Origin of the sequence: Variovorax sp. Sphag1AA, assembly GCF_014192575.1 — a bacterium.
In the GTDB taxonomy this organism is placed as follows: domain Bacteria; phylum Pseudomonadota; class Gammaproteobacteria; order Burkholderiales; family Burkholderiaceae_C; genus Variovorax.
Map to the genome: position 1 here is coordinate 236,442 of NZ_JACHYC010000004.1, position 12,802 is coordinate 249,243.

The 12,802-nt window shown below is 65.4% G+C and carries 15 protein-coding genes; 7 read left to right on the top strand and 8 right to left on the bottom strand.

Features of this window, described 5'->3' with window-relative positions; genetic code table 11:
• Window positions 1-43 precede the first annotated feature (43 nt).
• The gene (locus tag FHW64_RS17165; protein ID WP_221210379.1) at window positions 44-2,290 is read left to right on the top strand and encodes a cation-translocating P-type ATPase; all 2,247 of its coding nucleotides are present in this window, start codon (window positions 44-46) and stop codon (window positions 2,288-2,290) included.
• Complete coding sequence (gene cueR / locus FHW64_RS17170; RefSeq protein WP_184528357.1) at window positions 2,287-2,685, top strand: Cu(I)-responsive transcriptional regulator; 399 nt, start codon at window positions 2,287-2,289, stop codon at window positions 2,683-2,685. The genes FHW64_RS17165 and cueR overlap by 4 nt, the downstream gene beginning before the upstream one ends.
• Before the next feature lie 5 nt (window positions 2,686-2,690).
• Here the strand turns inward: cueR and proX are convergent, their stop codons facing one another.
• From proX to proV, 3 genes are read right to left on the bottom strand one after another with little or no spacing between them, the layout of a single operon-like run.
• A complete protein-coding gene (gene proX, locus FHW64_RS17175; protein ID WP_184528358.1) occupies window positions 2,691-3,707 on the bottom strand; it encodes a glycine betaine/L-proline ABC transporter substrate-binding protein ProX in 1,017 nt (338 codons plus the stop codon).
• A gap of 35 nt (window positions 3,708-3,742) precedes the next feature.
• Complete coding sequence (gene proW, locus FHW64_RS17180; RefSeq protein ID WP_184528360.1) at window positions 3,743-4,879, bottom strand: glycine betaine/L-proline ABC transporter permease ProW; 1,137 nt, start codon at window positions 4,877-4,879, stop codon at window positions 3,743-3,745.
• Between the two features lie 18 nt (window positions 4,880-4,897).
• Window positions 4,898-6,163 carry a glycine betaine/L-proline ABC transporter ATP-binding protein ProV gene (gene proV, locus FHW64_RS17185; RefSeq protein ID WP_184528362.1) on the bottom strand — a complete coding sequence of 422 codons (1,266 nt, stop codon included), beginning with the start codon at window positions 6,161-6,163 and terminating at the stop codon, window positions 4,898-4,900.
• 554 nt (window positions 6,164-6,717) lie between these two features.
• Between proV and FHW64_RS17190 the strand changes: the two genes are divergently transcribed.
• Window positions 6,718-7,221: a hypothetical protein gene (locus tag FHW64_RS17190; RefSeq protein ID WP_184528364.1), complete on the top strand. Its 504-nt coding sequence runs from the start codon at window positions 6,718-6,720 to the stop codon at window positions 7,219-7,221.
• Window positions 7,222-7,278: 57 nt separating this feature from the next.
• The gene (locus tag FHW64_RS17195) at window positions 7,279-7,491 is read left to right on the top strand and encodes a hypothetical protein (protein WP_184528366.1); all 213 of its coding nucleotides are present in this window, start codon (window positions 7,279-7,281) and stop codon (window positions 7,489-7,491) included.
• Window positions 7,492-7,505: 14 nt separating this feature from the next.
• Here the strand turns inward: FHW64_RS17195 and FHW64_RS17200 are convergent, their stop codons facing one another.
• Genes FHW64_RS17200 through FHW64_RS17210 form a run of 3 tightly spaced genes read right to left on the bottom strand, consistent with a single transcriptional unit; the run spans window position 7,506 to window position 9,088 of the window.
• Window positions 7,506-8,105, bottom strand: a complete 600-nt coding sequence (locus FHW64_RS17200; protein WP_184528368.1) for a HEAT repeat domain-containing protein — start codon at window positions 8,103-8,105, stop codon at window positions 7,506-7,508.
• 22 nt (window positions 8,106-8,127) lie between these two features.
• On the bottom strand, window positions 8,128-8,697 hold the full coding sequence (locus FHW64_RS17205; RefSeq protein WP_184528371.1) for a DedA family protein: 570 nt from the start codon (window positions 8,695-8,697) through the stop codon (window positions 8,128-8,130).
• Between the two features lie 43 nt (window positions 8,698-8,740).
• A complete protein-coding gene (locus tag FHW64_RS17210; RefSeq protein WP_184528373.1) occupies window positions 8,741-9,088 on the bottom strand; it encodes a GlpM family protein in 348 nt (115 codons plus the stop codon).
• Between the two features lie 143 nt (window positions 9,089-9,231).
• On the opposite strand from FHW64_RS17210, the gene FHW64_RS17215 reads away from it, so the two are divergent.
• Both FHW64_RS17215 and FHW64_RS17220 read left to right on the top strand, forming a co-directional pair.
• On the top strand, window positions 9,232-9,558 hold the full coding sequence (locus FHW64_RS17215) for a hypothetical protein (protein WP_184528375.1): 327 nt from the start codon (window positions 9,232-9,234) through the stop codon (window positions 9,556-9,558).
• 83 nt (window positions 9,559-9,641) lie between these two features.
• Window positions 9,642-10,016 (top strand): VOC family protein, encoded by a 375-nt coding sequence (locus tag FHW64_RS17220; protein WP_184528377.1) that lies wholly within the window; start codon window positions 9,642-9,644, stop codon window positions 10,014-10,016.
• Window positions 10,017-10,033: 17 nt separating this feature from the next.
• Here the strand turns inward: FHW64_RS17220 and FHW64_RS17225 are convergent, their stop codons facing one another.
• The gene (locus FHW64_RS17225; RefSeq protein WP_184528379.1) at window positions 10,034-10,498 is read right to left on the bottom strand and encodes an EVE domain-containing protein; all 465 of its coding nucleotides are present in this window, start codon (window positions 10,496-10,498) and stop codon (window positions 10,034-10,036) included.
• Window positions 10,495-12,234 carry an IlvD/Edd family dehydratase gene (locus FHW64_RS17230; RefSeq protein ID WP_184528381.1) on the bottom strand — a complete coding sequence of 580 codons (1,740 nt, stop codon included), beginning with the start codon at window positions 12,232-12,234 and terminating at the stop codon, window positions 10,495-10,497. The genes FHW64_RS17225 and FHW64_RS17230 overlap by 4 nt, the downstream gene beginning before the upstream one ends.
• Before the next feature lie 117 nt (window positions 12,235-12,351).
• Here FHW64_RS17230 and FHW64_RS17235 point away from each other — a divergent pair, with 117 nt between their 5' ends.
• Complete coding sequence (locus FHW64_RS17235) at window positions 12,352-12,747, top strand: hypothetical protein (protein WP_221220710.1); 396 nt, start codon at window positions 12,352-12,354, stop codon at window positions 12,745-12,747.
• Window positions 12,748-12,802: the final 55 nt, after the last annotated feature.

Below are 12,802 nucleotides of genomic sequence, written 5' to 3' on the forward strand. Positions count from 1 at the left end.
CGCTTGACCCTCCCATGATGGAAAGGTTGAAACTGCGCCCCATATGGTCAACATGAATCCCAGCCTCGCGCTTTCCCCCGCATCGACCTCCGCCCCGCAGGAATGGTCACTCCCGATCGAAGGCATGACCTGTGCGTCATGCGTCGCGCGCGTCGAACGGTCGCTTGCCGGCGTTCCCGGCGTCACCGAGGCAAGCGTCAACCTCGCCACCGAGGCGGCCACCGTCCGCACCGACGGCTCGGTCGCGCGAGACGTTCTGCGCGCCGCGGTCGAGAAGGCCGGGTACAGCGTCGGCGAAGAACCCGCAGCCGCTTCGGGCGAAGCGCCCACATCCGGCGCGGCAACGACGAGAAGAGGCCGCAACGACGCATGGCCGGTGATCGCCGCCGCGCTCCTTTCGGTTCCGCTGGTGTTGCCGATGTTTGGTCTGCTCTTCGGGGAGGACTGGATGCTCGATGGCTGGGTGCAGTTCGCGCTTGCGACGCCCGTGCAGTTCTGGCTGGGCGCCCGCTTCTATCGCTCGGGGTGGAAGGCGCTCAAGGCGCGAGCCGGCAACATGGACCTGCTGGTGGCACTCGGCACTTCTGCCGCGTACGGGCTCAGCGTCTACCTTCTCGTCTCGCACGGCGACCACGGCATGCCGCACCTGTATTTCGAAGCGTCGGCCGTGGTCATCACACTGGTGCTGCTCGGCAAGTGGCTCGAAACCCGCGCCAAGCGCCAGACCACCGAGGCCATCCGGGCGCTGAACGCATTGCGCCCCGAGCGCGCGCGCGTTCGGCGCCACGGCGTCGAGCAGGACGTGGCGCTCGACAAGGTGAAGATCGACGACCTCGTCGTCATTCGCCCGGGCGAGCGCGTGCCGGTCGATGCGACAGTCATCGAAGGCGCGAGCGAAGTCGATGAATCGTTGATCACCGGAGAAAGCCTGCCTGTCTCCAAAGGCGTGGGCAATGCCGTGACCGGCGGCTCCGTCAACGGCCAGGGCCTGCTGGTGGTGCGGACCACGGCCGTGGGCGCCGAATCCACGCTCGCCCGCATCGTGCGGCTGGTCGAATCAGCGCAGGCGAAGAAAGCGCCGATCCAGCGGCTGGTCGATCAAGTCAGCAGCGTCTTCGTGCCGGTGGTCATCGGCATTGCGATCCTCACCTTCCTGGGCTGGGGCATTGGCACCGGCAACTGGGAAGCGGCGATCCTCAACGCAGTCGCGGTGCTGGTCATCGCCTGCCCTTGCGCACTGGGCCTTGCCACGCCGACCGCGATCATGGCCGGCACCGGTGTCGCCGCGCGGCACGGCGTGCTCATCAAGGATGCCGAGGCACTCGAAGTCGCGCACAGCATCAAGACCGTCGCGTTCGACAAGACCGGCACGCTGACCGAAGGCCGGCCGGTGCTGGTGGCCTGTGAAGCAATCGACAGCGACAGGACGGCGCTTCTGCGCGCCAGTGCGGCGATCCAGTCGGGCAGCGAGCATCCACTCGCGCGCGCCGTGCTGGCCGCAGCGAAGGACGACGGTGTGGACATCCCTCGCGCTACGGAGGTGCGTGCCGTCGCGGGTCGCGGCATGTCGGCGAGTGTCGAAGGACGGGAACTCCGCCTCGGCAGCACGCGATTCATGCGCGAACTCGCGGTGCCGCTCGGCAAGCTCGATGCACGTGCGTCGCAGCTGCAATCGGAAGGCCGCACCGTCTCGTGGTTGGCGGACGTGAGCGACCGACCGGTCCTCATCGGCCTGCTCGCTTTCGGCGATACGCCCAAGCCCAGTGCCGCCCGCGCCATCGCGCAACTTCATGCGCAGGGCATCCGCACCGCCCTCGTGTCGGGCGACAACCGCGGCAGCGCCGAGGCCGTTGCGCGCGCGCTGAAGATCGACACCGTGCGCGCCGAAGTGCTGCCCGAAGACAAGGCCGCGATCGTCGCCCAGCTCAAGCGCGACGGCGAACGCGTTGCGATGGTTGGCGACGGGATCAACGACGCGCCGGCACTGGCAGCGGCCGATGTCGGCATCGCGATGTCCACCGGCACCGACGTTGCGATGCACGCGGCCGGCATCACGCTGATGCGCGGCGACCCGGCCTTGGTGAGCGATGCGATCGACATCTCGCGCCGCACCTACGCGAAGATCCGGCAGAACCTGTTCTGGGCCTTTGCCTACAACGTCGTCGGCATCCCCCTGGCGGCCCTGGGCCTGCTGAGCCCCGTCATCGCCGGTGCGGCCATGGCGTTCAGCAGTGTGAGTGTGGTGAGCAATGCGCTGCTGCTCCGGCGCTGGAAAGGAATTGCGCAATGAGCGGCCCCTTCAACATCGGCGAAGCAGCGGCGCGTTCGGGCGTGTCGGCGAAGATGGTGCGGCACTACGAGTCGCTCGGCCTCGTGCCCGGCGTGGCGCGTACCGATGCTGGCTATCGGCAGTACACGGAAAGCAACGTGCACACGCTGCGCTTCATCCGCCGCGCACGCGATCTCGGATTCAGCATGGCAGAGATCGCGGAGCTGTTGAAGCTCTGGCAAAACAAGCAACGCGCCAGTGCAGATGTGAAGCGCATCGCGCTCTCACATGCGCAGGACCTGCATCGGCGGATCGAGGAGATGGAGGCGATGAAGCGCACGCTCGAGCGATTGGCAGACTGCTGCCATGGGGATCATCGGCCAGACTGCCCGATCCTGGACGAACTGGCCGAGTGAGCAGGTCACTTCGCGGCAGCGCCTAGTGCCGCGGCGATCCAGCTGTCGAACAACGCCTGATGCGCACGGATCCAGCCGTTCGCGTGGCGTTCGATGTCCTGTTGGCTACCGGCGCCCTGGCTCATCCGGAGGTTCTGAGCGTTGATGTCACCGACCGGTAGCTTCATGACCTCGAACAGCTTGCCGGCCGCCGGGTTCTTCGCGATGAAGTCCCTGTTGGCGACGATCTGCTCTTCATCTGCCTGAAAGCCGTAGTCCTTGCCATTGGGAAGGCGGGTCGCCAGGCGGGTGGCCGAAGCGCTTTCGCCAGAAGCCGGAGAAGGCACCTCGAGCCAGACCACATCGGACCCGGGCCGCAGAACCGCGCTCACCCAGTACGGCGTCCACGTGTAGTACAGGATCGGCTTGCCCTGCTTGTAGCGCGCGATGGTGTCGGCCATCAGCGCGGCATAGCTGCCCTGCTTGTGCGTGATGACATCGCGAAGGTCGAAGGTGTCGAGGTGATGCTCGATCGCCTTTTCGCAGCCCCAACCCGGCGTGCAGCCGGTGAGGTCCGCCTTCCCATCGCCGTCCGTATCGAAGAGCCTTGCGATGGCAGGGTCCTTCAACTGTCCGATGTTCGTGATGCCGTATTGCTCCGCGGTCTTCCTGTCGATCAGGTAGCCCTGGACCGCACCATCCGCATAGGCGCCGGTGCGCACGAGCTTCGCGTCACCGCCGCTGTTCTTGTAGAAGTCGGCATGCAGGTGCGCCCAGTGATTGGCCATGAACGTCGCGTCTCCATTGGCGATCGCGAGGTGCGCGGTGGCGGGCTCCAGATCCTTGACCGGCGCGACGGTGTAGCCGAGTCGCTCGAGGGCGCGGGACACGATCAACGTCTGGAACATCTCTTCGGCCAGCGAGCTCTTGAGCGGCTGCACGACGATTCCATTGCCCGGCGGGCCACTTGCGTGTGCGCCGAAGCCCAGGAGCATCAGTCCGACTGCGCACAGGATGCCGGTGAAAAGGCGAATTCTTTTCATGCGTTGGTTTCCTCCAATGTCTTTGGGCCGCAGATTCATCGCGCCTGCGTGGACGGACGAGGCGCGGCCTCGACGTGGGACGGCGTGGCAACGATGCGCTGCAGCAGGCGCAAGGCCAGTCCCGCGGGGCCCGTGTGCCACCAACGCCGCGCACCGCCGCGCCGCGAGCGACCCAGTGCCTGCGTCAGGCGATCGAGCGTGATGGCGAGGAGCACGATGCCCAGGCCACCCACCGTGGCAAGGCCCATGTCCAGACGGCCAATGCCCCGCAGCACCATCTGCCCCAGTCCGCCGACGGCGATCATCGAAGCGATCACCACCATCGACAGCGACAGCATCAATGCCTGGTTGATGCCCGCCATGATGGACGGCATCGCCAGTGGCAGTTGCACCTTCACGAGCATCTGCCAGGGCGATGCACCGTACGCCCGCGCCGCTTCGATCAGGTCGGACTGGACCTGCCGCAGGCCAAGGCTGGTGAGGCGCACCAGCGGTGCCAACGCGAAGATGATGGTCACGATCACGCCCGGCACATCGCCGATACCGAACAACATCACGACCGGAACCAGATAGACGAAGGCAGGCGTGGTCTGCATCGCGTCGAGCACCGGGCGCATCAACGCCTGCGCGCGGTCGCTGCTGGCGAGCAGAACCCCGAGCGGCAGGCCGATGACGAGGCAGAAGACCAGCGAGGTCAATACCAGCGACAGCGTGACCATCGCCTCGGGCCAGATGCCGAGCATCGCGACGCCGAGCAGGGAGAGCACGGTCCCGACCGCGATGGTGCGGCCCGCAAACTGCCACGCGAGAAGACCGATCAACACGATCATCGGCAGCGTCGGCATGGCGCCAAGAAGGCCTTGCATCCACGCCAGGGTGCCGTCGATCGGAAGCCGGACGCTCTGGAAGAAAGGGCGGAAGTGTTCGACGGCCCAACCCAGACCCTGGTTGATCCAGGACTCGATGGGCAAGGACCCGTCCCAAAGCCGATGCAGGTGGAACCCGTCGGGCTGGATCGGAGCGACTGGCGCATCGAGCCAGGAGAGGCTCGAAGACGCATCCGTCGAAGCGGACATGGCCTGCCAGGGATCGACGAAGGTCTGCGTCTGCGTGGAAGTCGTGGCGGCGTCGATCGCTGTGGCGAGTTCGGGCGGCAATGCGGTGTCGTTCATGCTGAAGATCCTTCGAAGTCAGAGCGCTTGCGCGACGGCGGGTTGGGTGATGGCGGACTGGATGACGGCGCCGGACGCTTCGAGCGGCGGCGTGTCGCGGTCCATGAAGCTCAACAAGGTGGTCTTGCTGATAGCACCGCAGAAGCGGCCATCGCTTGCGACGACAGGCACCGCGCAGGCGGCTTGCGCGACTTGTCCGAAGAGACCGGCAACGGGTGCATCCGCCGCGATCGGGTTCAATGCGTCGAGGAAGGCATGTCGAAGTCCCAGCGGCCCCGAGTGACCATCGAGCGCTGCGCGCAAGGAATCAGCTGACACCGTGCCCAGATAGCGACGATCAGGGCTCACGACGTAGGCATGCTCGCGGTCCTGGTCCTCCAGCAGCTTCAGCGCGGCACGCGCACCGCGATCGGTGTGCTCGGAAACGATGGTCAGCGACTTGCGCGCGATGTCGGAAGCCTTGAAGACAGCCGCGGCATCCACGCCGCGGACAAAGCTGCGCACATAGTCGTTGGCCGGGCTTCGCAGGATCTCGTCCGGTGTGCCGATCTGGATGACCTGGCCGTCCTTCATGATCGCGATGCGGTCGCCGATGCGCATCGCTTCGTCGAGGTCGTGCGAGATGAAGACGATGGTGCGGCGCTGCACTTGCTGCAGGCGCAGCAGCTCCGACTGCATCTCCGACCGGATGATCGGGTCCAGCGCAGAGAAGGCTTCGTCCATCAACAGGATCGATGGATTGGATGCAAGCGCACGGGCGAGACCGACGCGCTGCTGCATGCCGCCCGAGAGTTCATCGGGATAACTCTCGCCCCACCCCGCCAAGCCCACCTGTGCCAAGGCCTGCTCGGCCTGCTCGAGCCGCTCTTTCTTGCCAACGCCCGCGAGGTCGAGACCGAAAGCGGCGTTCTCGCGAACCGTCATGTGCGGCATCAGCGCGAAGGACTGGAACACCATGCTGATGTCCTTGCGCCGCAGCGCGCGAAGCTCCGCGTCAGAGTGCCTGTTGATGTCCGCACCGTCGATCACGATGCGGCCCGCTGTGGGCTCGATCAGGCGGTTGAGCAGGCGCACCAGCGTCGACTTGCCCGAACCTGAAAGACCCATGATGACGAAGATCTCGCCTGCATGAATCTCGAAGGTGGCGTCGAACACGCCGATCGACTGTCCTGACTTGGCGAGGATTTCTTTCTTCGACAGCCCTTGGCGAACCAGCTTCAGTGCCTGGTTCGGCTGGTCGCCGAAAACCTTGAAAACGTGGTCGATGAGAATCGATTTGGCCATTGGCCGATCTCCTTGTTGGAAGGTGGACAGGGAGTCGCCCCACGGGGGCGATCGAAGTCATGCCCTCGGCCAATGAGATCCGGATGTCGCATGCGAGCGCCGGCGAACCTCAGCGGGAGCCGACGGGCACTGAAACGACTTGGAGACGAGACCAGTGCCCGCCGAATGCTTCAATGCGAAGCTGCGGGCCTGGTCGAGGGGCACAGCTTGATGAGCACGGCTTGACAAAGGGGCCAGAACACTCCGGCCAGCGGCCTGCGCTACACGAGGCCAGAACCTGGACCGCGACGGGATTCGAACATCCGCGAGTAGTGCCAGGTGAGCGATCAGCACAGCGATGTGCCGATCGAAGGGTATGAACTATAACTTTCCTGCATGGGTCGAGTCAAGTTGGGGCGGCTCAAGACCCTTGTGTCACAGGCCGGCAATCAACGCACTTTCGGAAAGCAGCGTTGCGGCTGGACTCCTTTTTATCGTCTCTCTTCGTTCCTAGACTTCTCTCCATGAGCTCGCGCTGACTCGCTGCGGGCTCAAGGTGAGAGAGGTGGTTCGACATGAATACATCGATGATTGAAAGCGGATTGGTGCAACACCATCACCCGGCCAGAGATCGAGTCGCGGTGTTCGCGACCGACATCTATACGCGCATGCGACGGCTGCAGACCATCCGATCGCTCGGGATCGAGCCGCGCCCCTACAGCCGGATGCAGGATCTGATCGACGCCCTTCATGCCGGACGCCACTTCAAGATGGTGCTGGCGGTGATCGAAGGCAGCGCGGCCCTTGCACTGAGGAAGGCGGAAGTTCTGCGCTATCGGTCGCCGCCCAGCGCGCCTTTCGTCTTCCTGTGGGCTCCGCCGACCACCGGCACTTCGCGGATGCCCTCCTCCTTCGCCGAAGAGCTGGGTTTTCTTTCATGGCCTCTCACGGAGCTGGAACTGCGCTCGCGAATTGCCCAGCTGATCGATGGCAGTGACGCCACTCAACTGGCGTCAATCGATCTGCAGCCAAAGACGTGGACTAATGCCTTTTCGGACCCGCGCGTTGCGCCGGCCTGACTGTCCATCGCCTGCAATCGTTCCTAGACTTTGCTGCATAGCGGCCAGGAGACGCACATGACTTCGCTCACTCGCTCTCATCCTCAAAGCGACTTCGAGATTCGCTTCCAGTCCCTCCATCACCCGGGCTATTGCATGGCGTTCGAATGCAATGCATCCGGGCAGGTCAACCTTGATGAACTCCCGGAACGCGCTCGTCAAAACTACTTCTTCGCGCGCGCGATGACGGGTCGCGAATTCGCCTATCCGATCGTCGCGCGCCGCGGCTGACCCATCCGTGCGTTCTATGGGCAGCGCGCCGAGATCCATTGCGCCCACTTCGCGGCGCACGCTGCCCGCACGGCGTCGTCGCGACTGTTCGGGTCGTACGCGCCGAGCGATTGCCACAGAGTTGTCCAGTCGCCCGCTTCGGGCATAGCGCTGACAAGTGTCTGGACCACCAGCAACGCGCGTTGCCGCGTGACTGGATTCGGTGCGTCGAGCAATGGCGCGACCGACGGCAGCACATCGCGCCCACGTGCGATCAGCACGTAGGTCGCGATGGTGTGCGGCGTATGCAGCACGTCGGGATAGTCGTCGATGGTGCGCACCAGCGCATCGAGCGAGCGCCAGTCGCCGATCGCAGCCAGCGCCTGCGCGGCGCGCCCACGCACGAGCGGCTCGGGGTCCGACAGCGCATCTGCCAACGCATCGGCCGCTGCAGGGTCGCCGGTCTCGGCGAGCCCTTCGGCGGACTTCTCGCGTACGTCTGCATCCGCGCTCGCCAGTCCGCGCAGAAAGACCGGCGTCGATACACGCCCCGCGATCACGAGCGCGGTGTACGCACTCATACGGTCGGCCGGGTCTGCCGCGTCGAGTCCGCCGAGATCCGTCGGGGTGTTCATGGTCTGGCTCCTGGGTCGGACGCTAGCGCGCGGCCGCCCGCGACCGCCGCCATCGACGGACCAACGTGATGACGATTGCAGCACCGACGATGAGCACCGTGCCGATCAGCTCGATCCGCTCCACATCGCCAATCAACGCATCGAGCGCGGAGCCAAAGAGGAAGCCCACCGAGCCCACGAGCGGCGCCCACAGCAGCGCGCCGAGGAAATTGAAGGTGGCAAAGCGGCGCGGGGGCATGTGCATGGCGCCGATCGCGATGGGGCCGGCGATGCGCAATCCGTACACGAAACGCACACCCATGACCACCAGCGCGTCGTAGCGCTTCAGAGAGACGGCGACGCGCTCCGCACGCCGCGCCAGCGCGGGCAGGCGCGCGAGCAGTGCGGGGCCCCGGTAGCGGCCAATCCAGTAGAAGAGCTGATCGCCCAGCGTAGCGCCGATCACCGCGACCGCCAGGGTGAGGGGCACCGTGAGATGACCGTGGTGGCACGCGAATCCCGCCAGGATGAGGATCGTCTCGCCCTCCAGCAGGCAGCCGATGAAGACGGCCAGATAGCCGTAGTCAGCGAGCAGTTGAAGAATGAACGGCATGCGAGCGCACTCCTCCGTGTCGCGCGCATTGTGCGCCCAATGCTCAACCCAGGCTGGAAGTCCACTGGGACCAGATGCCGAGCAGCACCGCCGCGCCCACGCACCACGCCACCGTCGCCGCAATCAGCGTGACCGGCAGCGACGTCTTCACGCTGAGCCAATACACCACCGCGAGATAGATCGCGTAGGGCACCAACGACAGCAGTCCGAAGAGCGCGGTGGTGCGCAAGTCGGCCGCCGAGCGCTCGGTGCCCACGATGTAGTGCGCGATCAGCGCAAAGGTGGGAAAGAGCGGCACGAGGCCCGCGATATAGAAGTTCTTCGTCTTCGACAGCAGCGCGATGAGAAGCACCGCGACGGCACCAAGAAGGCACTTGAAAAGCAGCGACACGGGATGTAAGACAGAGACGGGGAGTGTGGAGCGCCGATCTTACGTGCTACCTCGGCCGAGGGATGCAGGTCCTCGATCGGACGCCTATGCTGATACCCACAACAACAGGCGGTCAGGTCAAGCAGACGCATAGGGGGTACGCCATGAAGCTCGTTCGGGCTCTTTCCCTTTCGGTGGCCACGCTGGCCGGCGTGGCGTCCCAATCCACACTTGCGGATCCTCAGCGCGCCCAGGTGGCTGAGCTGAAGACCGTCTACCTCACCTGCGAGCAAGCCGCGAGCCGCACGATCCTGGACATGGCGGCTGCGGCCTTCTGCTCGCGCTATGCGGAAGAACTGCTCCGGCGTGGCTTCGCCGGGGATTTCAACCAACTGCTCGCGTGGTGGCGTGAGGCAAAGAACGACGCGATTTCCATCCAAGGCGGCACGCCTGACGCCACGGATGAGCAGGGGTCGCCAACCACCCACTGACGTCGGGTGCATCGGCAATTGCACGCGCGCCGGCCGCCGCGCGGCGCAAGAATGGCGCGTTCCAACGTTCCGAAGGACGCGCCATGCTGCAGCAATCCCCTCTCTACGCCTACATCCCGGCCAAGGACCTCGCACGGGCCCGGCAGTTCTACGAAGGCAAGCTCGGGTTCAAGCCGAAGGCCGAGATCGCGGGCGGCGTGCACTACGACTTCGGCGGCGGCACCGGCGCCTTCCTCTATCCGACACCGAACGCAGGCACGTCCCAGGCCAGCCAGGCTTTCTGGCAGGTGGCGGACATCCGCAAGGAAGTGGCCGAGCTGAAAGGCCGTGGCGTGGTGTTCGAGAACTACGACATGCCCGGCAAGGATGCCGATGGCATCGTCACCAACGGCGGCGCGATGGCCGCGTGGTTCAAGGACAGCGAAGGCAACATCATGGCGGTGATCCAGAGCGCCTGAACCCCGGCGCGGCCTTCTCAGGCGAGCAGTTCTTCGGTGATCAACTTCCAGTGCTTCTCGTCGACCGGCGTGATCGACAGCCGGTTTCCCTTGCGCAGGACGATCATGTCGGCCAGCGCAGGATTGGCCCGCATCTCGGGCAACGACAGCAGCTTCGTCTTGCGCAGTGCCTTCACGTCGACCAGGATCCAGCGCGGCGATTCGGCCTTGGAGTCCGCGTCGTAGTACGGCGATTTCGGATCGAATTGCGTCGGGTCGGTCTTGGGCCCAGAGACAACGCGCGCAATGCCGACGATGCCCGGCTGCGGGCAACTGGAGTGATAGAACAGCACACCGTCGCCGACCTGCATGACTTCCTTCATGTACTTGCGTGCCTGGAAGCCGCGCACGCCGGTCCACCCGACCGTGGAGTCAGGCGCGGCGATCGCGTCGTCGATCGAGACATCGTCGGGTTCGGATTTCATCAGCCAGTACTGGGTCATGATCCTGCCTTTTTGGGTGCGCGAAGGAAGTCGAAATCAGCCCCCTGGTCGGCCTGTGTGACCGACTGGAGGAAGAGCTTGCGATAGCCGCGTTCGGCAGTGGGCTCGGTGATGGGGCATTCGCGAGCGCGGCGCGCCAACTCTTCATCCGGAACCAGCAGCGAGAGTTCGCGGTTCGCCACGCTCAGGCGAATGCGGTCGCCGCTGCGCACATGGGCCAGCGGCCCGCCCACCGCGGATTCCGGCGTGACGTGCAGCACGATGGTGCCGAAGGCAGTGCCGCTCATGCGGCCGTCGGAAATGCGAACGATGTCTTTCACGCCCGCGCGCGCGAGCTTGCGCGGAATGGGCATGTAGCCCGCCTCAGGCATGCCCGGCGCGCCTTTGGGACCGATGTTCTTGAGCACGAGGATGTCGTCACGCGTCACATCGAGGTCATCGCTGTCGATGCGGCGCGCGAGGTCTTCGAGGTTCTCGAACACCACCGCCCTGCCCTCGTGCTCCATGAGTTGCGCATCCGCTGCCGACTGCTTGATGATCGCGCCCCCCGGCGCGAGATTGCCCCGCAGCACCGCGATGCCGCCTTGCGGATAGATCGGCTTTGCGATGCTGCGCACCACGTCCTGCTTGAAGCCCGGGCCGGCGCGCTCGATCTCTTCGCCGAGCATCCGGCCAGTGACGGTGAGCGCGTCGAGTCGCAATAGAGGCTTGAGCTCACGCAGCAGCGTCGCCATGCCGCCGGCGGCGTGGAAGTCCTCCATGTAGTGCTGCCCCGAGGGCTTGAGGTCCAGCAGCACCGGCGTTTCGCGCCCCATGCGGTCGAGCGTAGCGAGATCGATGTCAAGCCCCATCCGGCCCGCGATCGCCGCAAGATGCACGATGCCATTGGTCGATCCGCCGATGGCCAGCAGCACGCGCATCGCGTTCTCAAAGGCAGCGGGCGTGAGCACCTTGTCGATGGTGAGCCGGTCGCGCGCGATCTGCACGGCTTGCGCGCCAGTCTGCTCGGCGATGCGGATGCGGTCCGCCGTGACCGCGGGCGGCGACGCCCCGCCCGGCACCGTCATGCCCATCGCTTCGGCGAGGCAGGCCATGGTGCTCGCGGTGCCCATCACCGAGCAGGTGCCGACGCTTGCGACGAGTTCGTTGTTGACCTCGGCCGTCTCGGCGGCGTCGATCTCCTCAGCGCGAAAGCGCGCCCAGTAGCGGCGGCAATCGGTGCAGGCGCCGACGCGCTCGCCGCGATGGCTGCCGGTCAGCATCGAACCGGTGATGAGCTGGATCGCCGGCAAACCGGCCGATGCAGCGCCCATGAGCTGCGCAGGCACCGTCTTGTCACATCCACCGATGAGCACCACCGCGTCCATGGGCTGCGCGCGGATCATCTCCTCGGTGTCCATGGACATCAGGTTGCGCAGGTACATGCTGGTGGGCGCCGCGAAGCTCTCGTGGATCGAGATGGTCGGGAACTCCATCGGCAGCCCACCCGCAAGCATGACCCCGCGCTTGACCGCATCGATGAGCTGCGGCGCATTGCCGTGGCACGGGTTGTAGGCGCTGCCGGTGTTGGCGATGCCGATCACCGGCCGATCGAGCGCGGCGTCGGTGAAGCCGGCGCCCTTGATGAAGGCCTTGCGCAGGAAGAGCGAAAAGCCCTGGTCGCCGTAGCTGGTCAATCCCTTGCGCATGCCGCCGGTGTCGGCGGAGTCGTCGGGATCGAAGGGAGAACTGGACATGAAATGCCTCGGGAATCGTGTGAAGGAGGTTTGTACGCGATCCGCGCCTTGCTGCACACCGCTAAGCTCTCGCCCCATGTGCGTCACACGGGGAAGCCGGAAATGAATCGACAGCCCATGCGCAAACCGATGCGGGTCGCCACCAGCGTCCTGCTGGCCGTGCTCACGACCAGCCTGCATGCGCAACAGCCAGTGCGCTGGCGCGGCGACTTCGTCTACTTTGCCGACTCGGCGATCTTCACCGACTGCAAGACCGGCCAGCGGTGGCCCGTAGCGCAGGCCGGCGACTATCTTGCGCTGGAGGAGGCCTACCTGCGGTGGCAGGGCGCGCCGAAGGCACCGCTGCTCGCGAACTTCGATGGGCGCATCGAGGTCCGCGAACCGATGGAAGGCCCGGCACGCGAGCACATGGTGGTCGATCGGTTCGTCTCGGTGCAGCCGGGCAGTTCCTGCGAGTCGCTTGCTACGCCCGGCGGCGTCAAGGTCGTGCCGCAGGCGAGCGGGTCGATGTAACAAAGTCTCTCCCGATTGCCTGCCGTGGCGAAATGCGCAAGTCTTCGGATTTTGT